General features: G+C 61.7%; 23 protein-coding genes. 14 read left to right on the plus strand and 9 right to left on the minus strand.

Translation table 11 applies throughout. The annotated features are described in order from the left end of the window. Window positions 1-154: 154 nt before the first annotated feature. Entirely contained in the window at window positions 155-1,528 is a 1,374-nt protein-coding gene (locus M2360_RS10775; protein ID WP_280775129.1) for a PleD family two-component system response regulator, read from the minus strand. Window positions 1,529-1,540: 12 nt separating this feature from the next. After that, window positions 1,541-1,912 (minus strand): response regulator, encoded by a 372-nt coding sequence (locus M2360_RS10780; RefSeq protein WP_280775130.1) that lies wholly within the window; start codon window positions 1,910-1,912, stop codon window positions 1,541-1,543. Window positions 1,913-2,034: 122 nt separating this feature from the next. Here M2360_RS10780 and M2360_RS10785 point away from each other — a divergent pair, with 122 nt between their 5' ends. Further along, window positions 2,035-2,352, plus strand: a complete 318-nt coding sequence (locus M2360_RS10785; protein WP_280775131.1) for a DUF3572 domain-containing protein — start codon at window positions 2,035-2,037, stop codon at window positions 2,350-2,352. After that, a complete protein-coding gene (locus M2360_RS10790; protein ID WP_348529545.1) occupies window positions 2,349-3,002 on the plus strand; it encodes a hypothetical protein in 654 nt (217 codons plus the stop codon). The genes M2360_RS10785 and M2360_RS10790 overlap by 4 nt, the downstream gene beginning before the upstream one ends. Here M2360_RS10790 and M2360_RS10795 read toward each other — a convergent pair. Then, the gene (locus M2360_RS10795; RefSeq protein ID WP_280775240.1) at window positions 2,992-3,573 is read right to left on the minus strand and encodes a GNAT family N-acetyltransferase; all 582 of its coding nucleotides are present in this window, start codon (window positions 3,571-3,573) and stop codon (window positions 2,992-2,994) included. The genes M2360_RS10790 and M2360_RS10795 overlap by 11 nt on opposite strands. Window positions 3,574-3,646: 73 nt before the next feature. On the opposite strand from M2360_RS10795, the gene M2360_RS10800 reads away from it, so the two are divergent. The 3 genes from M2360_RS10800 to M2360_RS10810 all read left to right on the plus strand — a co-directional run bounded on the left by M2360_RS10800 (window position 3,647) and on the right by M2360_RS10810 (window position 7,712). Then, window positions 3,647-4,939: a DNA polymerase IV gene (locus M2360_RS10800; protein ID WP_280775133.1), complete on the plus strand. Its 1,293-nt coding sequence runs from the start codon at window positions 3,647-3,649 to the stop codon at window positions 4,937-4,939. A 150-nt stretch (window positions 4,940-5,089) separates the two neighbouring features. Next, complete coding sequence (locus tag M2360_RS10805; protein WP_280775134.1) at window positions 5,090-6,334, plus strand: L,D-transpeptidase family protein; 1,245 nt, start codon at window positions 5,090-5,092, stop codon at window positions 6,332-6,334. A gap of 196 nt (window positions 6,335-6,530) precedes the next feature. Beyond that, window positions 6,531-7,712, plus strand: a complete 1,182-nt coding sequence (locus tag M2360_RS10810; RefSeq protein WP_280775135.1) for an MFS transporter — start codon at window positions 6,531-6,533, stop codon at window positions 7,710-7,712. A gap of 6 nt (window positions 7,713-7,718) precedes the next feature. Here M2360_RS10810 and dnaE read toward each other — a convergent pair whose 3' ends face one another. Further along, on the minus strand, window positions 7,719-11,207 hold the full coding sequence (dnaE, locus tag M2360_RS10815) for a DNA polymerase III subunit alpha (RefSeq protein WP_280775136.1): 3,489 nt from the start codon (window positions 11,205-11,207) through the stop codon (window positions 7,719-7,721). 326 nt (window positions 11,208-11,533) lie between these two features. Here dnaE and M2360_RS10820 point away from each other — a divergent pair, with 326 nt between their 5' ends. Together M2360_RS10820 and M2360_RS10825 are read left to right on the plus strand one after the other, a co-directional pair. Continuing rightward, complete coding sequence (locus M2360_RS10820) at window positions 11,534-12,130, plus strand: hypothetical protein (protein WP_280775137.1); 597 nt, start codon at window positions 11,534-11,536, stop codon at window positions 12,128-12,130. 72 nt (window positions 12,131-12,202) lie between these two features. Then, complete coding sequence (locus M2360_RS10825) at window positions 12,203-12,664, plus strand: DUF5680 domain-containing protein (RefSeq protein WP_280775138.1); 462 nt, start codon at window positions 12,203-12,205, stop codon at window positions 12,662-12,664. Window positions 12,665-12,676: 12 nt separating this feature from the next. Here M2360_RS10825 and M2360_RS10830 read toward each other — a convergent pair whose 3' ends face one another. Beyond that, window positions 12,677-13,324: a hypothetical protein gene (locus M2360_RS10830; RefSeq protein ID WP_280775139.1), complete on the minus strand. Its 648-nt coding sequence runs from the start codon at window positions 13,322-13,324 to the stop codon at window positions 12,677-12,679. A gap of 247 nt (window positions 13,325-13,571) precedes the next feature. On the opposite strand from M2360_RS10830, the gene pgsA reads away from it, so the two are divergent. The 4 genes from pgsA to M2360_RS10850 are packed head-to-tail and all read left to right on the plus strand — an operon-like array spanning window position 13,572 to window position 15,317. Continuing rightward, the gene (pgsA, locus tag M2360_RS10835) at window positions 13,572-14,159 is read left to right on the plus strand and encodes a CDP-diacylglycerol--glycerol-3-phosphate 3-phosphatidyltransferase (protein ID WP_280775140.1); all 588 of its coding nucleotides are present in this window, start codon (window positions 13,572-13,574) and stop codon (window positions 14,157-14,159) included. Then, window positions 14,156-14,413 (plus strand): molybdopterin converting factor subunit 1, encoded by a 258-nt coding sequence (moaD, locus tag M2360_RS10840; protein ID WP_280775141.1) that lies wholly within the window; start codon window positions 14,156-14,158, stop codon window positions 14,411-14,413. Before pgsA ends, moaD begins: the two co-directional genes overlap by 4 nt. A 4-nt stretch (window positions 14,414-14,417) precedes the next feature. Next, window positions 14,418-14,882, plus strand: coding sequence for a molybdenum cofactor biosynthesis protein MoaE (locus tag M2360_RS10845; protein ID WP_280775241.1), 465 nt, complete (start codon window positions 14,418-14,420; stop codon window positions 14,880-14,882). A gap of 57 nt (window positions 14,883-14,939) precedes the next feature. Then, window positions 14,940-15,317, plus strand: coding sequence for a GFA family protein (locus M2360_RS10850; protein WP_280775142.1), 378 nt, complete (start codon window positions 14,940-14,942; stop codon window positions 15,315-15,317). Here M2360_RS10850 and M2360_RS10855 read toward each other — a convergent pair. Next, complete coding sequence (locus tag M2360_RS10855) at window positions 15,312-16,223, minus strand: branched-chain amino acid ABC transporter permease (protein WP_280775143.1); 912 nt, start codon at window positions 16,221-16,223, stop codon at window positions 15,312-15,314. The two genes, M2360_RS10850 and M2360_RS10855, sit on opposite strands and share 6 nt — an antisense overlap. Window positions 16,224-16,270: 47 nt before the next feature. Between M2360_RS10855 and M2360_RS10860 the strand changes: the two genes are divergently transcribed. After that, window positions 16,271-16,831: a CGNR zinc finger domain-containing protein gene (locus M2360_RS10860; protein ID WP_280775144.1), complete on the plus strand. Its 561-nt coding sequence runs from the start codon at window positions 16,271-16,273 to the stop codon at window positions 16,829-16,831. Next, window positions 16,828-17,325, plus strand: coding sequence for a lipoprotein (locus tag M2360_RS10865; RefSeq protein WP_280775145.1), 498 nt, complete (start codon window positions 16,828-16,830; stop codon window positions 17,323-17,325). The genes M2360_RS10860 and M2360_RS10865 overlap by 4 nt, the downstream gene beginning before the upstream one ends. Here the strand turns inward: M2360_RS10865 and M2360_RS10870 are convergent. The 3 genes from M2360_RS10870 to M2360_RS10880 form a co-directional block, all read right to left on the minus strand. Further along, complete coding sequence (locus M2360_RS10870) at window positions 17,297-18,004, minus strand: isochorismatase family cysteine hydrolase (RefSeq protein WP_280775146.1); 708 nt, start codon at window positions 18,002-18,004, stop codon at window positions 17,297-17,299. The two genes, M2360_RS10865 and M2360_RS10870, sit on opposite strands and share 29 nt — an antisense overlap. Before the next feature lie 150 nt (window positions 18,005-18,154). Next, on the minus strand, window positions 18,155-18,577 hold the full coding sequence (gene ndk / locus M2360_RS10875) for a nucleoside-diphosphate kinase (RefSeq protein ID WP_280775147.1): 423 nt from the start codon (window positions 18,575-18,577) through the stop codon (window positions 18,155-18,157). A 137-nt stretch (window positions 18,578-18,714) separates the two neighbouring features. Beyond that, window positions 18,715-19,401, minus strand: coding sequence for a glutathione S-transferase family protein (locus M2360_RS10880; RefSeq protein ID WP_280775148.1), 687 nt, complete (start codon window positions 19,399-19,401; stop codon window positions 18,715-18,717). Between the two features lie 349 nt (window positions 19,402-19,750). Here M2360_RS10880 and M2360_RS10885 point away from each other — a divergent pair, with 349 nt between their 5' ends. Further along, window positions 19,751-22,165 carry a methyl-accepting chemotaxis protein gene (locus tag M2360_RS10885; RefSeq protein WP_280775149.1) on the plus strand — a complete coding sequence of 805 codons (2,415 nt, stop codon included), beginning with the start codon at window positions 19,751-19,753 and terminating at the stop codon, window positions 22,163-22,165. Window positions 22,166-22,223 lie beyond the last annotated feature (58 nt).

The raw sequence follows: 22,223 nt of genomic DNA on the forward strand, positions 1-22,223 counted from the left end.
GGCAGAAGCAGGCTCCCTATCGGCGTCTCTCCGCCAATTATTATTTCGCAGCGATCGGCTCTTCGAAGTATTTTTTTGCCCAAAGCGGTCATGTCTGAACCAAACAGGCCGGCGCTTTGCATCCGCCAACGCGGCGACGGGGAAGTAAAAACAGTCAGGCGGCGGCGGCGACGACGCGATTGCGGCCGGCATGCTTGGCTTCATACAGTGCTTTGTCGGCTTGCTTGAGAAGTTGGTCCGGAGTTTCGGCACCCCAGACCGTCGAGGAGATGCCGATGGAGGCGGTGATCGGCAGCGTCAGACCAGAGGCCCTCAACTTGAAAAGTTCGATCTCCACGACCTCGCGCAAACGTTCGGCGACCAAGGCCGCAGTCTCCGGCGTGGTGTCGGGCATCACCACCACGAATTCCTCGCCGCCAAAGCGGCAGGCGAGATCAGCGCCGCGCACCGTCTGGCGAATGCGATTGGCGAATTCGCGCAACACCTCGTCGCCAGCGTCATGGCCATAGGTGTCGTTGACCGATTTGAAGCGATCGATATCGGTGATGCAGAGCGACAGCGGTCGCCCGCGCAGCTTGGCGCGTTCAAACAGGGTCTTCAAATGGCGATCGAGGTAGCGACGATTGTTCAGGCCGGTAAGACCATCGGTCACCGCCAGTTCGAGCGTCTGCTCCAGTCCGGAGCGAAGTTGATCGTTCGCCCGCTTGCGGCGGATCTGCGTCAGGCAACGCACCAATAGCTCATTGGGTTCGATCGGTCGCAGGATATAGTCGTTGACGCCGAGTTCGAGTGCGCGAACCACCATTGGCTCGCCGCCCTGGTCGACCACCAGCAGAATCGGAATGAAGCGCGACCGCTCCAGCGATCGCAGCTGAGAACAAAGCCGCAGCGGATCGTAATCCTCGAAATTCGAATTGACGATCACCAGATCATAGTCACCCTCAGCGGCGTCGAATATCGCAGCCTGCGGATCGGAGATAGCCCTGACATCGGCGATCGGCTTGAGCGTGCGGGCGATTCGCTCCTGGGAATTGGCGCGTCCATCGACCAGCAGCACATTGGCCGGTTCGCCCTGATCGCGATCGGAATTGAAGGAGGCCATGTCAAGCCCGACGCTGCGCGCCGTCTCCGCCCTGAGGCGCAATTCGTCGTTCAGCATCTTCAGGCGCACGAGGCTCTTCACGCGCGCCATCAATTGAAGATCGTTGACTGGCTTGGTGAGAAAATCATCAGCGCCGGCTTTCAGGCCGCGAACGCGGTCGGCAGCCTGGTCGAGCGCCGTCACCATCACCACCGGGATATGGGCCGTGCGCGGATTGGCCTTCAGCCTTTCACAGACCTCAAACCCGTCGATGCCCGGCATCATGACATCGAGCAGGATCACGTCGACAGGCGTCTTCGCGCAGATATCGAGGCATTTGTAGCCGTCGTCCGCCGTCAGCACCTCGAAATATTCCGCGATCAGTCTCGCTTCGAGCAGCTTGAGATTGGCGAGAACGTCGTCGACGACAAGGATACGAGCGGTCATAACGGCTCCGGGTCAGGCGTCGCCAAGATAGGTCTTGATGGTTTCCAGGAATTTCGGCACCGAAATCGGTTTGGAAATATAGGCTTCGCAACCGCCCTGACGAATGCGTTCCTCGTCGCCCTTCATCGCGAAAGCGGTGACGGCGATGACCGGAATCATATGCAATTCATCGTCTTCCTTCAGCCATTTGGTCACTTCGAGCCCGGACACCTCCGGCAGCTGGATGTCCATGAGGATGAGGTCGGGACGGTGCTGGCGGGCGAGGTCGAGCGCTTCCATGCCATTGCGGGTCTGGATGGTCTTGTAGCCCGACGCCTCGATCAGGTCTCGAAAGAGCTTCATGTTGAGCTCGTTGTCCTCGACGATCATCACCTGTTTCGGCATAGCGGTTCCACAATACCCTTCTTCTGCACGCCTTGTGTTTTGGAGTCCCATTTAGGGGCGGCATGCAGTATCTACACGGTCGGTCCGACGGACCTTACGGCGATTCAGTTTACAAAGACGTAATGAAGCTCATGAAGAACCCAAGCCGCATGCCCGCCTCCTTAACGTCCGAACAAGCCGAAGAGATCGCCGTGAAGATCCTTGCCTGGCTGTCGGGGCAGGACGATCTCATGTCCCGCTTTCTCGCCATGACCGGCATCGAAGCCCGCGATATCAGGCGCGCCGCCGGCGAACCCGGCTTTTTCGGCGGCCTGACCGGCTTCCTGATGAATCACGAACCGACGCTGATGGCCTTCAGCGCCGAAAGCGACGTTCCCGTCGAGCGGATCCAGGCGGCGCATCGGCATTTTGCGGGTCCCAGCGACGGGGTATGGCTATGATCGATTCTGTTCTGGCGTCTCTCGCTTCGTCCACGCGGCCGCTGCTGGTCTGCGATGTTGATGAAGTCGTGCTCGAATTTCTCGATCCGTTCCATGCCTATCTGGAATCGGTCGAACATCGCCTGCATCCCGATTCCTTCCGACTGCATGGCAATGTCAGGCATTTCAGCGGAACGACTGCGACCGACGAAGCCGTCGAAGCCTTTCAGGAGGAGTTTTTCCGCACCCAGGACAAGTGGCAGAAACCTGCCCGCCACGCCCGGGAAACGCTCGATCGGCTAAGCGTCGGCGCCGATATCGTGCTCTTGACGGCGATGCCGCCACGTCACCGGGGCGTACGCCGGGAACTGCTCGATCTGCTCGGCTTTCATTTTCCGATGATCGCCACGGAAGAGCCGAAGGGGCCTGTCGTCAGCCAGTTGATCGCCGATCGCGGCGTGCCCGCCGCCTTCATCGACGACATCTTCACCAATCTCCATTCGGTCCGAGCCCATGCGCCGGACTGCCTGCTGATCAACCTGATGGCCAACGACATCTTCCGTTCCATGGCCCCCGATCCCGGCGAACGCGTCCACAAGGCGACAAGCTGGCTGGAGGCGGAGCGGTTGATCCGCAGTCATTTCGGCTCCCTGGATCAGGTCACAATGTAAGCCGCATGAGTGGTCGCCCCGCCTTGCGGAGCGCAATCTCCTGAAAGCCAGCCGCATGAAATATGCGTGACGGCCCAACAAACAGCCCGACCGAGGCGGACTGCTTGGCTTTGTCTATCGGGCAGGCGTCGAGTACACGCGCCTGTCGTTGACGGGCAAATTCCACCGCCGCACCGAGAAGCCGATGGCTCAAGCCCTTCCCCCGTTGGGAGCGGACAACAAAGAAGCAACTGACGGCCCATACATTTTCGTCTTGCGCATCGGCCTGATCGACCGGATGCGACACTGTTCGGACGCCGTTCCAGCGGGGCACATCCATGCGGGGTCCGACCTGCACCCATCCGACGGCAACCCCATTCAGATATCCTATGATTCCGGGAGCCGCGCCATTTTGGACGATGTCATGCATATAGTGTTTGCGGTCATCGCGGCTCATGGCGTCGCGCGCCTCGCTTTTCAAACGAAAATAGGTGCACCAACATCCATAACAGCCGCCTTGCGCGCCCATGACAGTTTCCCAATCGGGAAAATTGGCCCCGGTCAGCGGCAAAGCAGAAAATTCTTCCACCATATCAGACAGCCCCTTGAGAAGAGCGAGTTTACGCCATAACGTGGCTTTGTTCAATCTTTGTTCCGGGCGCGCCATGGCTGACACCAGCGACAACACAGGGTTTTGTCGAGACTGTCTGGCTGCTGCTCGCGGCGGGCGTCGCTGCGGCAAATGCGGCAGCCCTCGCCTGCTCAAACATCCGGAGCTCTTTCAGCTGACGGTCGCCCATGTTGATTGCGACGCCTTCTACGCCTCGGTGGAAAAGCGCGACAATCCTGAACTCGCCGATAAGCCGGTGATCATCGGCGGCGGCAAGCGGGGCGTGGTGTCGACCGCCTGCTACATCGCCCGTATTCGCGGCGTCAAAAGCGCCATGCCGATGTTCAAGGCGCTGGAAGCCTGTCCTGACGCCGTGGTCGTCAAGCCGGACATGGAGAAATATGCCCGCGTCGGCCGGCAGATCCGCGCGATGATGCAGGATTTGACGCCGCTGGTGCAGCCGCTTTCCATCGACGAAGCCTTTCTCGATCTGGCCGGCACGGAACGGCTTCATCACGATCCGCCGGCGCGGACGCTGGCGAAATTCGCCAAACGCGTCGAAGCCGAGGTCGGCATCACCATTTCGGTCGGGCTGTCCTATTGCAAATTCCTGGCGAAAGTCGCGTCCGACATGAACAAGCCGCGCGGCTTTTCCGTTATCGGCGAGGCCGAAGCGGTGGAGTTTTTAAAGCCAAAGCCGGTGACGCTGATCTGGGGCGTCGGCAAGGCGTTTGCCGAGACGCTGGCGCGCGACGGGATCACCGAGATCGGCCAGTTGCAGCAAATGCAGGAGAACGATCTCATGCGCCGCTACGGCGTCATGGGCCGTCGTCTCTATTCGCTGTCGCGCGGGATCGACGACCGGCGGGTGCATCTCAATGACGAGGCGAAAAGCGTCTCGGCTGAAACGACCTTTTTCGACGACCACGCCTCGCTCGAAGCCCTGACGCCGCCGCTCAGGGCATTGGCCGAACAGGTGTCCAAGCGACTGAAGAAGACCGCGACGGCCGGGCGCACCGTGGTGCTCAAGCTCAAGACGGCGGATTTCAAGCTGCGCACCCGCAACCGGCGTCTCGAATCCCCCACTCAACTCGCCGACCGCATCTTTCGCGAAGGCCTGTCGCTGCTCGACAAGGAACTCGACGGCACGAAATTCCGCCTGATCGGCATCGGCGTCACCGATCTCTGCGACGAGGATCAGGCCGATCCGCCCGATCTCGTCGATCCCGACGCCAGCAGGCGCGCGGCGGCGGAAGCGGCCATGGACAAGCTCAGGGACAAGTTTGGCGTCAAGAGCATCGAGACCGGCTATACATTCGGCCGCGGCAAGCGCGGGCATACGCCCTGATCACGCGCGATCGTTCTCACGAAATATTTACCAAGCATAAGCCATGTTTCGACCACCTCACTTGTTTCCGCGGAAACAGCGCCTCTTGAAAATCTTTCGTAATTGATCTTCTATAGTTTTCGAGGCGATAGTATTGTGTGGAGGACGCCCATGAATTTTCGCGCCATTTTGGGACTAGCACTGGCGACGACATTTCTCTTTGGCGCAACGGCCAAGGCGGACATCGACGATCCCCTGCAGATCTTCGTGTCCAAGGATACGCAGAGTTTAGCGGTGTATGACGGCGCCGCTGTGGTGGCGACGAGCAATGTCTCCACCGGCAAGCCGGGTCACACCACGCCTTCCGGCGTGTTTTCCGTGCTCGAAAAGCGCAAGACGCATTTCTCCAATCTCTATGACGACGCGCCGATGCCGTTCATGCAGCGGTTGACCTGGTCTGGCGTCGCGCTGCATGAATCGGGGCATGTGCCGCGATATCCAGCCTCGCATGGCTGCGTGCGCATGCCGGGCGATTTCGCCAAGATGCTGTTCGGCATGACCAAGCGCGGCTATCATGTGGTGATCACCAATCGCGAGATCGCGCCGCAGCCGATGCCGGAAATCGGCCTGTTCAAGCCGCGCTATCCGGCGCAACCAGGCGACTTGCTGAGCGATGCGGCCATGCGGCCGAGCATGCCCACGACCGACGGCTCAATCGAAATCGCCACCGCCGAAACCCTGCCGAAGCTCGGCGCGGGCGCAGTGGCCGAATTGCCCAAGCCGCAGCCGGCGCTAAAACTGCTGATCACCCGCGTAACCGAGCGTCATGCGCTGCGTGAAGTCCAGGCCATGCTCAATCAGCTCGGCTATGACGCCGGCGATGAGACGGGAACGCTGACAACCAAGACCGCGAAGGCGATCAAGGCCTATCAGACCCTGCATGGCCAGAAGCCGACCGGGCAGGCGAACGCCGCGTTCAAGGCTTCGCTCTACAAGGTGCTGAATCGCAAGGCTCCAACCGGATGGCTTTACGCGCGCCAGAACTTCAAGCCGGTCTTTGACGGCCCCGTCGACATTGCCGAACCGGATCTCGCGCTGGGCACGCATTTCTATCATGCAGTCGGCGTCCATCCCGCCCAGCGCAGCGCCGATTGGTATGGCGTCACGCTCGACAACCAGATCCCGGCGAAACAGGCTGTGCGCCTGGGCATCGTCCGCCAACCGGATGCGCAGGCTGCGGACGCCGCGCAGGCTGCCTTCGAACGGATCGCAATCCCCACCGACCTCCGCAACAAGATCGAAGTGATGATGGGCAGCGGCTCCTCGCTGACCATCACGGATGCGCAGGACAACCTCAACACCGGCGACGGCACCGATTTCATCACCACCACGGTAGAGCCGCGCAAAGCGGGTTGAACTCCCCAGGTCAAAATGACGATTCTTGAGCCGCCGGACGCGCCATCGTCCGGCGGTTTTGTCACCGGCAAGATCGCAACAACATGTTGGAAAATGACAACCGCTCTCATTCGGCGCGGGAGACGACTTGCCGGGCGCTATAGTCGGGTCTAGGCAGGGTCCGCTTTCCTTTAGTCATTTCGGACAGACCCCTCCCATGAACGCCGCCACTGCCCGCTCCGCCCGGCTAATTCTGCTGTCGCTTTTCGTGACCGCGCTCGGCAACTCCGCCATGATCCCGTTCATGGCCTATTTCATCATGCAGGAATTGCATATGAGCGCTCTGCATGTGACCGCCTATTCGGTTACAGCAGCCCTGCTCACCATGCTCTGCAACCGGGTGGTCGGCGAGCGTATCGACCGGGGCGGACGGATATTCGTGTATGTGGTGGCCGGAAATTTCGGGCTGTTGGCGGCAAGCCTCGCCGTGCTGGTGACGCCGACCTATCCGGCGGTGATGCTGGCGGCGGCCCCCTGCCTGGCTCTGGCCGGAGCCGGAATCTCCGCCGTCTATATCCTTGGCCGTTTGTTTGCCGAGCGCAGCGGCCTCGATGTGCAACGCTTCAACGCCAAGGTGCGCACCATGGTGTCGACGGGCTGGATGTTCGGCCCCGCGCTCTCCTATCTGATCGCGGCGCGCGGCGGATCATTCTACGTCTTCCTGTTCGTGCTCGCGCTGTCACTCGCGGCGCTGGTCACCACCGCCGTCAGCCTGCCGCGCGATTTCCGCTCGGAAAAGCGCGAGACGCGGTCGGCGTCGGAGAATACAGGATGGTTCGACAACCGTCCGCTCTGGCTCGCGGCTGCGGCCTGCTTCCTGTTCAACATCGCCCATGTGCTCTGCGCCTCGGCGCTGCCGCTGTTCTATATCCGTGAGGCGCATCTGCCCGTCTATGCGCCGGGCCTGTCGCTGACCTTCAAATGCCTGGCGGAAATCGTGATGATCATGGGCTCGTCCTACATCACAGAGCGCATCGGGCGCCGTAATGCGCTTTATCTGGCCGCCGGCGCGGGCATGGCCGCCTTCGCCGTTCTGCATGAAGCAACGAGCCTGCCATTGATGGCCCTGGGCGCGTTGATGGAAGGCGCCTATTTCGGCCTGTTCGCCGGTGTGGCGGTGAGCTTCATGCAGGGTTTCGCGCGCGGACGCATTGGCCGCGCCACCTCGCTCTATATGAACAGCCTGTTTCTGGGCTCGCTCACCGCCAGCACCATGACGGGGCTCATCGCCACCGCCTTCAGCTTCCAGGCCGCCATCGCCGCGGCAGGCGTCGCCATGACGGCGGCGCTTGCGATGCTGTTTCTCAGCCGTCGCGCCGACGCGGAAGCCGAGACCTGAAGGTCCTCACACCAGCTCGATATCGATCACGCCTGGGGTCGCGCGCATGGCGGCGGCGATCTCCGGTGAAATCCGGAAGCGCTCGGGCAGTTCCACCTCAATCTCGCGCTTGCCTTCATCCTTGATGACGATGAAGGAGACGACGCCTTCGCCTCTCTTGTTGAGATGGGTGGCCACGGAACGGAGGGGCGCGGCGTCACGCACGAAAATTCGCATCGCCTTCTGCATCTGCACCGACTTTTCCTCGAGCGACTGCACCGACTGGATGCGCAGGCTCACCCCTTCCGGCCGCTCTTCGGCTTCGACGCCGATCACATAGGATTTGCCGGTTTCGAGCAGATCGCGATATTGCGCCAAGGTCTCGGAAAACATCACCGCCTCGAACTGGCCGGAGGAATCCGAGAAGGCGACGATGCCCATCTTGTTGCCGGTGCGCGTCTTGCGCTCCTGCTTGGAGATCACCGTGCCGGCGAGCCGTCCCGGCGCCTTGCCTTGCTTCACCGCATTGGTGAAATTGGCGAAAGTCTGCACCCGGAGCTTCGTCAGCACCGCCTGATAGGCGTCGAGCGGATGGGCGGTGAGATAGAAGCCGAGGACCTGGAATTCCTTCAGCAGCTTTTCCGACGCGAGCCATGGGGCGATCGGTTGCAGGCCGATCTTTTCGGGGCCCGACGCGCCGGATCCGAACATGTCGGACTGGCCGCTGGTCTTGTTCTGCACCGCCCGCTGGGCATAGGCCATCAGCCTGTCGATGCCAGCGGCCAGCGTGGCCCGGTCGACGCCGAAGCAATCAAAGGCGCCGGCCGAGATCAGGCTTTCCCAGACCCGGCGATTGACCAGCTTCGGATCGGTGCGCAGGCAGAAATCCTCAAGGCTTGCGAATTCCGTGTCGCCGCGCGCCTCAACGAGATGGTCGACCACCGCTTCGCCGACGCCCTTGATGGCGGCCAGCGAATAGAAAATGCAATTGTCGCCGGTCTCGAAGCGGCGGAACGAGGTCTGCACCGAAGGCGGCACGATCTTGATGCCGAGCCGGGTCGCATCCTGGCGGAAATCGTTGACCTTTTCGGTGTTGGCCATGTCGAGCGTCATCGATGCGGCCAGGAACTCCACCGGATAATGCGCCTTGAGATAGGCGGTCTGATAGGACACCACGGCATAGGCGGCGGCGTGGGATTTGTTGAAGCCGTAATTGGCGAATTTGGCAAGCAGGTCGAAGATCAGGTTGGCTTGCGGCTTGGAGACCTTGTTGGCGACGGCGCCGTCGACGAAGCGCTCGCGCTGCTTGTCCATCTCCTCCTTGATCTTCTTACCCATGGCGCGGCGCAGAAGGTCTGCTTCGCCGAGCGAATAGCCCGACAGGACCTGCGCGATCTGCATGACCTGTTCCTGGTAGACGATGACGCCCTGGGTCTCCTTGAGCAGATAATCGATGGTCGGATGGACCGACTCGATCTCCTCCTCGCCGTGTTTGCGGGCGTTGTAGACCGGGATGTTCTCCATCGGGCCCGGTCGATACAGGGCCACCAGCGCGATGATGTCCTCGATACAGTCGGGCCGCATGCCGATCAGCGCTTTACGCATGCCCGCGCTTTCCACCTGGAACACGCCGACCGTCTCACCGCGCGACAGCATGTCATAGGTCAGCTTGTCGTCGAGCGGCAGCGTCGACAGATCCACCTCGATATTGCGCTTGGCGATGAAATCCACCGCGACTTTCAGAACCGTCAGCGTCTTCAGTCCGAGGAAGTCGAACTTCACCAGACCCGCCTGCTCCACCCATTTCATGTTGAACTGGGTGACCGGCATGTCGGAGCGCGGGTCTCGATAAAGCGGCACCAGCTGCGCCAAGGGCCGGTCGCCGATGACGATGCCGGCGGCGTGGGTGGAGGCGTGGCGATAGAGGCCTTCGATCTTCTGGGCGATGTTGAGCAGGCGGGCGACCACCGGCTCCTTCTCCGCCTCTTCCTTCAGGCGCGGCTCTTCCTCGATCGCCTTGTAAAGCGGCGTCGGATTGGCCGGATTGTTCGGCACCAGCTTGCAGATGCGGTCGACCTGGCCATAGGGCATTTCCAGCACGCGGCCGACGTCGCGCAGCGCCGCGCGCGCCTGCAGCGACCCGAAAGTGATGATCTGCGCCACCTGTTCGCGGCCGTATTTCTGCTGCACGTAGCGGATCACCTCTTCGCGGCGGTCCTGGCAGAAGTCGATATCGAAGTCGGGCATCGACACGCGTTCCGGATTGAGGAAGCGTTCGAACAGCAGCGAAAAGCGCAAGGGATCGATATCGGTGATGGTGAGCACATAGGCGACCAGCGAGCCTGCGCCCGAACCACGGCCCGGCCCGACAGGAATGTCGTGCTGCTTGGCCCATTTGATGAAGTCCGCCACGATCAGGAAGTAACCGGGGAATTTCATCTTGGTGATGATCGACAGTTCGAAATCGAGCCGCTCGTTATAGTCCTTCTCGGTATAGCCGTTGGCGAGGCCGATCGTGTCGAGCCGCATGCGCAGGCCTTCCCAGGCCTGGCGCGAGAGTTCGTCGGATTCGGCCTTTTCGGCGGCGGCGTGATCGTCGGAGGCGCCGGTGAAGCGTGGCAGGATCGGCGCGACGCCCTTGAGCATGAAGGCGCAGCGGCGGGCGATTTCGACCGTGTTCTCGATCGCTTCCGGCAGATCGGCGAAGAGTTTCGCCATTTCCGCCCGGCTCTTGAAATAATGGTCGCGGGTCAGCCGGAAGCGGCTGTCGTCGGACACCAGCGCGCCATGCGCCACAGCCATCAGCGCATCATGCGCTTCGAAATCGTCGGCAGCCGGAAAAAACGGTTCGTTGGTGGCGACGATCGGCAGTTCCAGGCCGTAGGCGAGCTCCAGCATGCGATTTTCGTGGCGGCGGTCGTAACCGGCGTGACGCTGCAGCTCCACATATAGCCGGTCCGGAAAAAGCTCCGCCAGCGTCTTCAGCCGCGCTTCGGCGAGCGCCGCATGCCCTTCGCGCATCGCCATATCGACAGGCCCGGCCACAGCGCCGGTCAGGGCGATCACGCCCTCCGTGCCGTGGTCCAGCCAGGAGCGCTTGATATGGATGGTGCCCGGGCCGTCGCCTTCCATATAGGCGCGGCTGACGAGATTGGAGACGACATTGTAGCCTTCGGTCGTCGCGGCGAGCAGCACGATCGCCGGCAGCTTGCGCAACTGCGGCTGGCGGCTGCGCTCGTCGGCGATCTCGTCTTCGAAATCAATCGACAACTGGCAGCCGATGATCGGCTGCAGCCCATCGCCGGAGGCCAGCTTGGAGAATTCCAGCGCCGCGAACAGATTGTTGGTGTCCGTCAGGCCCAGCGCCGGTTGCTGGTCGGCCACCGCTTTCGCGATGATCTTCTTGACCGGCAAGGCTCCTTCCAGAAGCGAATAGGCGGAATGCGCCCTCAGATGCACGAATTGCGGCGTTTCAGCCAGCCCCTCGAGGGGAGAAATTGCGTGCGCGTCGGCCATATTGCTTCACCTGGATTCTATCATCCCGTTGTAACGGGTCGGGCCGGCGCCAGTCCAGCCCGCAGCGAAGCGGATATGCGTCAACTCACAGCGCGCTCATCACCACGGCGAAGCTCGCCACGAACATGATGACTGAAGTGAATGCTGCCATGTCACGAAGGAAATCGGTCATTTACGCCTCCTGTTCGATTATGTTCTCTATATGTTCTACTTTTATTCTGTTGTCAACGATCTCCACAGGTGGAAGGTTAACGAAAGCTTTCCGCGAATAAAGCGGCTGCGACGACCGTTACTGAAGCAAACCAAGCCCGATCGGAGATTCCACGATGCGCCTGCCTGCCCTCATCGCCCTCAGCCTCGTTCTGTCCCAGCCGGTCCTTGCCGAAACGATCGAGACATCATCGGTGGTCTCGGCGGTCGTTGGCGACTTCAACAAGGATGGCGCGCAGGATCTGGCCATGCTGGTGCGCGGCGAGGACGCCATGGACCTGCATCTTCTTCTTGGCGTCGAGGGCCGCGGCTATCTCGAACCGGCGGATGTGGTGAAAGGCCAGATCTGGGGTGAAGCGGGACCGGATAGCCTGGTAGGACAGGAACCCTATCTCGAAACGCTGCCGAACGGCTCACTCGCCGTCAACACCCGCAATGACGCCGTCGGACGCGGTCGATGGAACCAGAAGCTGACGCTCGCTTATAGCAACAACGCCCTGGTCGTGGCTGGCTTCTCCTATATCTGGCGAGATACGATCGATCCGGACAATGCCGGCCAATGCGATATCAATATCCTCACCGGCAAAGGCATCCGGGAAACCCTTCCCGAAACGGGCGATCCGGTGAGAACGCGCATCGCCATCAAGGGCGAGCAAACTCCTTATGCGACATGGAGCGATTCCAACGCCATCTCCGCCTGCAATCCCGGCTAATGTTCTCTTTTTGTTCTTGTGATTTTCTTCACTCGCCGCTAGTGTCGCGGCAGTTGTCGGAGGAAGACTCGCATGAATGAATTGGAAACGGTGATCATCGAGGCCAAGCGTGCGGCCTATGTCGGCGGGGCGGTTCAAGCCGTGGCTCCCTCGCGCATAGGCGCCCATGACATTTCCTGGCGGCGCGGCGACTGGTCCTATCTCGACAGCTATTTCGGCGGCACGGATTTTTCCGGCCAGGAAGTGGTGTGGCGAGGGGGCGAGCCGGTCTGGGCGATGTCCTATTTCGGCTATATCATCCATGACGACCGCATCGACGCGTCACGCGCCGGCGCAGTGATCAAACACGCGCTCGGGAAACTCTATGCCGAGGAGGGCCGGTTTTTGGGCGGCTACCGCTGCGCGCACGACCATGGCGTCTATGTCGACGAAAATGACGGCGACTTCACGCGCTTCACCGGCCGGGAACGGATCGATGTCGGCGGCGTGGAGGCCTATAATCTCGTCTATCACGGCGGGCTCATCCGCCCTTGAGACTGACCGAACTCAGAATCGGTAAGTCAGGCCGATCTGGACGACGGGATAGACCTGATAGGCGTTCAGCCGCTCCTGCTGCTTGCGGATCTCTTTCTCGATCTGTTGTTCGGTGAAGCCATAGAGATCGGCATGCGAGACGACATTGAGATCCGGCTGGCCGCCATAAAGCGCGCCGAGATCGAAGGTGACGCTGAGGCGTTCCTGGATCTTCAAACTGTAGCCGAGGCCAAGATAGGGCTGCACCGGGTTCTGGGTGATCTTGTAGGTTGTCAGCGGATCGCGAATGATCACGGTGGTCTTGTTCTGGCCTTTACCGACATGACGCTCCAGGTTGGACAGGCTGCCTTTCACATAAGACCCCGACAGACGAAAGCCGCCCGAAAGCCGCAATCCTTCTTCATACGGATAGTAATCGGCGGTGGCGCCGAGGCTGAACAGCCGCGCCCTGTTGTCGGTGTCGGCATTGTTGGCGGCGTAGGAAAACGAAAAGCTGGCGCCGGACACATCGAAACGCGCGCCCCAGTCGTCGTTCAAGCGCTTCTCGGCGCCTATGCCGACGCCGAGCGTGCCGACCTGCGGCGTCAGCGTGATTTCGTCGGCTGCGGCGACGCCCGCGATCATCGTCGCGGCCAGGCATGAAATGAAAGCGATGCGCACAATGCCCCCTGGATGCACGCATGCGCGCGTGCTGCGTCGTGATTCTCCAAGAAGCCTACACGCAACTGGTTTAACCGTTGCTAACGCAGCCCATCGGGAAATTATTTCGCCTGGCGGCGCGATTGAATTTGAACCCGGTCATCCGCTCACTTATGTTCCGGGCTGCACCGTTGGATCGCCGATCGCCTTGACCCGGGCGCAATCGAAAGATCCAATAGCGAATATCGGCAAGTCTCAGACGGGCATCATGGCAAAACGCGCATACAATATACCGAATATGTTGACCTATGCACGAATCGTGGCGGTGCCGCTGATCGTCGTGTGCTTCTTCATGAATGGCGAATTGCAGAGTTCGGACTTTGCCCGCTGGACAGCCTTCTGGCTGTTCGCCGTCGCCTCGATCACCGATTTCCTCGATGGTTATCTCGCCCGAATTTGGAAGCAGACCTCCAATATCGGCCGCATGCTGGACCCGATCGCCGACAAGCTGTTGGTGTCCTCGGTGCTGCTGCTGCTTGCCGCCGACCAGACCATCGCCGGCTGGACGCTGTGGGCGGCGATCATCATTCTCTGCCGCGAAATTCTCGTCTCTGGCCTGCGCGAATATCTCGCGGCGTTGAAAGTGTCGGTGCCCGTCACCCGTATCGCCAAATGGAAGACCACCGCGCAGATGGTGGCGCTCGGCTTCCTGCTCGTGGGGCACGCCGGCGATAGCATCTTCATCTACACCACGGAGACCGGCATCGGGCTACTCTGGGTGTCGGCGCTTCTGACCATCTATACCGGCTATGACTATTTCCGCGCCGGCCTCAAGCATGTGGTGGACGAGGAATGAAAGTCGACCTCGTCTATTTCGCCTGGGTCCGGGAACGGATCGGCAAGCCGGGCGAGACGCTCGACTTGCCCGAGGGCGTGACCACCGTGGGTGAACTGCTGAATCATCTCAAGGGCCTCGGCGAAGAGTATGAAGCAGCGCTCGAACATGACCGGGTGATCCGAGTCGCCATCGACCAGGAACATGCCGAGCATGGCGAGAGCATCCTCGGCGCACGCGAGATCGGCATTTTCCCGCCGATGACAGGCGGCTGACATGGTGCCCTGCCCCATTCATGTCAGGGTGCAGGCCGAGGATTTCGACATCGCGGCCGAGACGACGCGAATGACCGCAGGCCGCCGCGATATCGGCGCTGTGGTGAGCTTCACCGGCCTCTGCCGCGACGAAGGCGGTCGACTGGACGCGCTGGAGCTCGAACATTATCCCGGCATGGCGGAAGCGCAGATCGCCAGGGCCTGCCAGGAAGCCGCCGAACGCTGGCCGCTTCAGGGCCTTTCGGCGATCCACCGTTTTGGCCGTATCGCGCCCGGCGAACAGATCGTGCTGGTGATCGCCGCATCGCCGCATCGGCAGGCGGCTTTCGACGGCGCCAATTTCGTCATGGATTACCTCAAGACGGCCGCCCCGTTCTGGAAAAAGGAACATGGTCTGGACGGCAAAGCCGGCGATTGGGTGAGCGCCAAGGACGCCGACGACGCGGCTTTCGCCCGCTGGCGCCGCTGACCCCCGGGAACAAATTCGCCGCGATCCCGATTTTCTGTGCATGACAGGAGAGAGATCATGAGCAAAAGACAAGGCGGATGCCTGTGCGGCGAAGCGCGTTATGAAGTGACTGGCGAGCCCCTGCGGGTCGGCATTTGCCATTGCCTGGATTGCCGCAAGGAAAGCGGCTCAGCCTTTGCCTGTTACGCCATCTATCGCGCCGACGCCCTGAGCTATCAGGGCGAGATCCGAACCTATCAGGGTCGCAGCTTCTGCCCGCTTTGCGGCGGACGCCTGTTCACGGTCACGACGGAAGAAGCGGAAATCCGCTTCGGCAGCCTGGACGAGGCGCCCACCGACCTTGCTCCAAGTTATGAATTGTGGGTTCGACGCCGCGAGCGCTGGCTGGATCCCCTGCCCGGCTCAGAACAATTCGATGGCGACCGTCCATCATAACCGGCTTTCCCGGCGCAGCGTCACCGCCAAGACGACCAGCATGCCCATCATGGCGAGATCGCGCCATTCGAAGCTGACATAGGCGCCGAAGAAGGTCTCGGCCAGACCGAACACGACAGCGCCGAGCGCGCAACGGCTCGGAGAGGTCTGTTCGCCGATCGCGGCGATCATCACCACTTTCAGCCCGAACATCAGCCCGGAGCCGAAATCCATCGAGCCATAATAAGCGGAGGCAAGCAGGCCAGCGAGCCCGGCGGCGACTGCCGTCGCGAGACCGGCGAGCACCACGACTTTGCGCGCATTTACGCCCAGGAGTTCCGCGGCGAGCGGATCGTCGGCGACGGCGCGCCAGGCCCGCCCTGCGGCGCTGCGGGCGAGGTAGAGCGCGCCCGCCATGAGAATGATTGCGATCAGCGCAGGCTCGAGGCTCTGGATCAGCGTCACCGACACCGGAAATCCGCCGCCAGCCCAGAGAATGAAACGCTGGTTGAGAAAGGGCGACAGCCAGAGATCGCGGCTATCGGCGGCGATGCGCACCAGTTCCATCAGCACGATCATCAGCGCGAGCGAGGCCGGAATGACCGAGGTCGGCGCGCGCGCCTGCAGCGGTCCGGTGATCTTCCAGCCTATGACGCCGCCGGCCAGGACTCCATAGATGAGCGCGACGATCGCTCCAAAGCCGAGAGCGGCGGGGTAGGTCAGCCACAGCGCCGTCCAGCCGAATCCGGTGAAAAAGATGAACACCTGCCCGGTAAAGGCAAACAGCGCGCCCATGGTGAAATCCGGCCGCCGCGTCAGCGCGAAGCTGAGCGAATAGCCGAAGGCCAGCAACGCGTAGAGCGCCGAGATCGGCGCGGCGTTGATGATCTGCTGGACACAATAGGCGAGATCGGAGGCGGTGAGCATGCGCAAATATAACTTGCAATACGTCTTTTGCTAGTTATTATTTTGCCATGAGCTTCGAATGGACCCCTCACCGTTTTTCTGGCGGCGCATTGGCGCTGGATGTCGCCAACAGCGTCATCCTCCGTGCAGATCCCGACAAACGCCTCGACCGGTTCGCTGCGCCCGAACATCTCAGCGCCTTTCCGGCCGCGGCAGAAGTCCTATGCGCCGAGCGAGACGACTTCACCCGGCTTGCCCCGGTGAGCATGGAAAACCAGAGTCATTTCCTGGAGTTGCGTGAGAAGGTGGATGCGTTTTATCGGCTCAAGGCGGCTGAGCGCCGCGACGACCCCGTGCTGCTCGCCGAACTGCTGGAAGCCATCGCCCGCATTTTCCGCGCCCATGCCGCCGACGGCACGCCCGAACCCGTCGATCTCGCCACGGCGCGCTCCGCGCTGCGGCTGATCGCCATGCCTGAGCCTGACAGGCTGAAGATCTGCCCGAATTGCGGCTGGCTGTTTATCGACCGCAGCAAGAACAAGAGCCGCGCCTGGTGCGACATGGCCGTCTGCGGCAACCGCGCCAAGGCGCGCCTGCACTACCAACGAAAAAAGAGGAAAGACGGATGAACCGCATGCTGCTCACAGCGCTCGCCGCACTGATGCTCGCCGGCTGCCAGCGCGAGGCCAACGACTATCTCAGTATCAACGGCAAGATCTTCATCTTCAATGTACGGCTCTCGAAAGCCTATTACACCCTCAACCTCAACCGGCTCGCCGATGTGCCGGACGGATCAATGGTCACAGCTGAATTCGAAAATCCCGCCGGCGGGCCGCCGCTGTCGGTCACCAAGAAGGTGTTCCCGAATATGACCCGCATCGATTTCCAGAGCCCGGATCTCGACTGCATCGTCGCCGACAAGCCCTATGCGATCACCATCACCCTGCGCGCGCCCGATGGCAAGGAAATGCAGAGGATCAAGACCACGCTGGCCTCGACGCTCGACCAGACCGTGATGCCGGAGCAGGCCTTGGTGCGCGGCAACGCTTACGACAAGAACCCCACAGCCTATGACGCGACAGGCCATGTGAAATTCAGAAAGGCGTGTGGGGCGCAGGGATAGCCGCGCTCAACACGTCGATCACGTCCCCGCTCCTCGCCGTCGCGCCAAAAATCCCGCCTTCGGAGCGGATCGTCTCCAGCGCCGCTTCATGGTTTGACGCCACGGTTGCCGCGCAGCAATCCTCCAGCAGCAGACATTCGAAGCCGCGCTCGGTGGCGTCGCGGATGGTTGAGTGGACGCAAATGTCGGTGGTGACGCCGCAGACGATCAGGCGGCGAACGCCACGGGCGGTGAGGATGCGCTCAAGATCGGTGGCGTAGAAGGCCGAAAAGCCCGGCTTGTCTATGATGGGCTCGCCGGAAGCGGGCGCGAGTTCGGGCACGATGTCCCAACCCGCTTCTCCGCGCACCAACAGCCGGCCGAGCGGACCCTGGCTGCCGATTTCCGCGCCGCCATTGGCCGAGCGGAAGCGTTTCTGTGACGGCAGATCGGAAAGATCCGGGCGATGGCCTTCGCGGGTGTGCACAACCAGTCCGCCCCAGGCCCGCATGGCCGCCAGCACCGCCTGAATGCGGGGGATAAGCGCGCGAGCGGGCTCGACGTCATAGCCCATGGAACTGACATAACCGCCGACCTCGCAGAAATCCCGCTGCATGTCGATGACGACGAGCGCCGTCGTCTCGGGCGCGATCACGCCGTCATGCGGCCAGGGATAGGGATTGGCTGATATTGTGGGCATGGCGGCTCCTCGGCGGCGGCTGCGGATTTGTTGCGCTGCACAGTTCCATAGCGCGCATCGCCAGACAATCGGGCGCAAAGAAAAACCGCCCGCGAATTGCCTCGCGAGCGGTTCGAAAATTCACACCGGAGATAACTCCGCGTGCTGAATTCAGCCGACGATTTCAGTGTCGGAGAACCAGTACTTGATTTCCTGAGCAGCGGTTTCCGGAGCGTCGGAGCCGTGCACGGAGTTTTCGCCGATCGACAAAGCGTGGGTCTTGCGGATCGTGCCTTCATCGGCGTTGGCCGGGTTGGTGGCGCCCATGATTTCGCGGTTCTTGAGGATGGCGTTTTCGCCTTCCAGCACCTGCACAATGGTCGGGCCGGAGGTCATGCCTTCGACGAGTTCGCCGAAGAAGGGACGCTCCTTGTGCACAGCGTAGAAGCCTTCGGCTTCGCGGCGGCTCATCCAGACGCGCTTGGAGGCGACGACGCGCAGGCCGGCGTCTTCGAGCATCTTGGTGATGGCACCCGTCAGGTTGCGCTTGGTTGCGTCCGGCTTGATCATCGAGAAGGTGCGTTCAATCGCCATGTCTTGATCCTCTATCGGTTGATTTCCTTGGGTGGGCGGCTCAATAGCCGCCTTCTCCCGCGAAAACAAGGGGTAGAGGCCGACACAGTCCCTCAAAGAGGGAATATCATGGCTTTGTCACATGTTTGCGAGGACGATTACGCCGCCGAGGCGACCGCCCGTCCCACGCCGTCATGGAGATCGAGGCAGCGCTGGAACCAGTCTGCCACCGGATCGTCGTTTTGCAACAGGCTGACGGGGGAGACGATGCGGGCCCATTGCAGCGCGCCGAAGACGATGTAATCCGCAAACAGCGGCGCCTCGCCGCCGAGCCAGGGCTGATGCTTGAGCGCGTGCCGCACGGGGTCGAGCTTGGCGGGAAAGGCTTCGATCTCCCGCTCGCGCTCGGCGACCACGGCTTCGAGCGATTTGCCCAACCGGTTTTCGCGGCTCGCGCGGAAATAGGCCTGATCCTCCGGCGCGAGGCAATCATGGATATCGGTCAAGATGATGCGCATCAGCGCCGGATGGATGACGAACTGGCAGAAGCCTTCGATGGTCCGGCTGAGCGCCCTACCGGCCGAGCCGCCGAACAGCGATGGTCGATCCGGATAGGCTTCGTCGAGATAGACGGCGATGTCAAAACTGTCGCGCACAAGCCTCTCGCCATCCTTCAACAGCGGCACGGTCGGCGAGAAGCCGTTTTCCAGCTTTGGAATGGCAGTGAAAGGCGTCGGCGCCTCTTCAAAGGCCAAGCCCTTGTGGCGAAGCGCCATCACCGCCTTCCAGGCATGAGGGGAAAATCTGATGTCGTGGTTTTCACCGCAGAGTGTGTAGAGTTTCATCAATGGCCTCCTGTTCGCGTCAAGAGAGAATGCGAAGCGCAGGCGACATCGTCCAATAAAAACTTGTCATATCAGACCTCGCGTCCCCGTTATGCCCTCCCCCGCACGTGCCAGGATGAGTGAAAATGACAGCTCGCGGCGGCGCGACAGCCAGCTGGCTCGCAGGCGCGCGCGTGGTGCGGACTGCGTTCAATAATTGAATATAATCAATTATTTGGATCTTTTCTCATTTTTGCGACAGAACTCCACATAAATATTAGAAAATTATGATGTTCTTAATACGCTACAGGCGGAACTAGCTCCCAATTCCGGCGCCGACTAGGGCGCCGTATCGAGCAAAGGGGCAGACATGAAATTCACATCGATTCAGCAAAAGATCGCGCTTTTATCCGGCCTGTGCGTCATTGCCGCCACCGGCGGCGTGGTGGCTTACAACATGGCAACGACCACGCGCAGTCAGGCATTCGTGGCCGAGCGTGTCGGCCGCCTGACGGAAGATCTCACCAAGGATAAATTGAAGACGATCGCATCGGCGCAGGCCGGCGCGATCGAGGCGACGCTGAACGGCGCCTTCGACGCCGCCAGAACGATGGCGCGCGGTTTTGAGGCGCTGGCGACGCCCGAGGCGGCGGGCGGCATTCCCGAGCCTTTGCGGCGAGCGCGGTTCAACGACATTCTCCTTCATGTGCTCAAGGACAATACCGGCTTTAACGGCACATACAGCGCCTGGGAGCCGAACGCGCTCGACGGGCGCGACGCCGACTTCGTCGACAAGCGCGACACGGGCTCCGACGCGACGGGCCGCTTCCTGCCCTACTGGACGCGCGACGCCGGCGGCAAGATCGCGCTTCAGCCGCTGGTCGAATATGACAGCCGCGACCTGCATCCCAATGGCGTGATGAAAGGCGGGTGGTATATCGGCCCGCAGGAGGGCAAGGGCGAGAGCATCCTTGATCCCCTGCCCTATATTGTTCAGGGCAAGAATGTTTTTCTCGCCACCATGTCGGCGCCGATCACGATCGACGGCGCGTTCAAGGGCGTCGTCGGCGCGGATTTCGATCTGGCTTTTGTGCAAAAACTGGCGGAAAAGGTGCAAGCCTCTCTCTATGGCGGCAAGGTCTCGGTCGAGATCATCAGCCATATGGGTCTGATCGTCGCCTCCAGCGAGCGACCGGACGCCATCGGCCGTCCCTTCGACGAGAACAGGCCCGACCTTGCCGACGCCCTGAAAACAGCGGAAAGCGGAGAGAACAGCGTGAAGCTCGACGCTGACGCGTTCCGCGCCTTCGCGCCCATCCAGATTGGCCGGACGAAAACGCCGTGGTCGGTGATGATCTCGGTTCCCAAACCGGTGGCGCTGGCCGAAGCCATGGCGCTTGACGCGGAGCTCGCGGCGCGCAACAGCCATGACACATTGATGCAGGCGATCGTCTCCGCCGTGATCGTCATTACCGGCATGCTCGGCATGTGGCTGGTGGCGCGCAGCATATCCAGCCCGATCCGCCGGATGACGTCAACCATGCGCCGCCTGGCCGACGGCGACACATCCGCTGACATCCCGGGCACGGACCGCGCCGACGAAATCGGCAAGATGGCGGAGACCGTCGCTGTCTTCCGGTCCAACGCCATTGAAAAGGCCCGTATCGAACAGGAAGCGGAGACCAATCGCTCGCTGACCGAACAGGAGCGCATGGCGCGCGAGGCGCAGAAGGCGCGAGAAACCGCCGATAACCAGTTCGTTGTCGACCAACTGGCCGACGGGCTCGCAAAACTCGCCGAGGGTGATGTGGTCTATCGCCTCGATACGCCCTTCGTCCCCCATCTCGACAGCCTGCGGCATGATTTCAACAATTCGGTGGGTCGCCTGCAAGCGGCGCTGCAAAATGTGGCGGAGAACGCCCGCGCCATCGATGGCGGCGCAAACGAGATCCGCTCCGCCGCCGACGATCTGTCGCGCCGCACCGAGCAGCAGGCCTCGTCGCTTGAGGAAACCGCCGCCGCGCTTGAGGAAATCACCACGACCGTGAAGGATTCCGCCCGTCGCGCCGAGGAAGCCGGCGCTTTGGTGAGCCGCACCCGCCAGGGCGCGGAAAAGGCCGGCGACATCGTCCGCAGCGCGGTGGCCGCCATGAAACATATTGAGAAATCCTCGGCGGAAATCTCCAACATCATCGGCGTTATCGACGAGATCGCCTTCCAGACCAATCTGCTGGCGCTCAACGCCGGGGTCGAAGCCGCCCGCGCCGGCGAAGCCGGCAAGGGTTTCGCCGTCGTGGCGTCCGAAGTGCGCGAACTCGCCCAGCGCTCTGCTCAGGCGGCGAAGGAAATCAAGTCGCTGATCATGACTTCAGGCGATCAGGTGCGCAACGGCGTGGCGCTGGTCGACAACACCGGTCGGTCGCTGGAAGCCATCGTCGACGAGGTCAAGCAGATCAACCGTCTGGTGGAGGCGATCGTCGAATCCTCGCGCGAACAGTCCAACGGCATCCAAGAGATCAACGGCGCCGTCAACCTGATGGATCAGAGCACGCAGCAGAATGCCGCCATGGTGGAGCAAAGCACGGCCGCCAGCCACAACCTCGCCAAGGAGGCGGCGGCGCTCAACGCGCTGATCGGCCAGTTCCGGATCGAGGCGAACGCCGCCGCGCGACGGACCGAAGCAGCGCCCGCCCCGTCCGCATCGTCTCCGGCGCGCCGGCTCGGACGCAAAATCGCCGCCGCCTTCGGCGGGCAGCAGACCGCTGCGAGCTGGGAGGAATTCTGAAGCTGACTGCAGAGCGGGGCCGGAGACGAGCCGGCCCCGCCAGACTTACGACCAACCG

Source organism: Rhizobium sp. SG_E_25_P2, assembly GCF_029892285.1.
Lineage (GTDB): Bacteria > Pseudomonadota > Alphaproteobacteria > Rhizobiales > Rhizobiaceae > Rhizobium_E.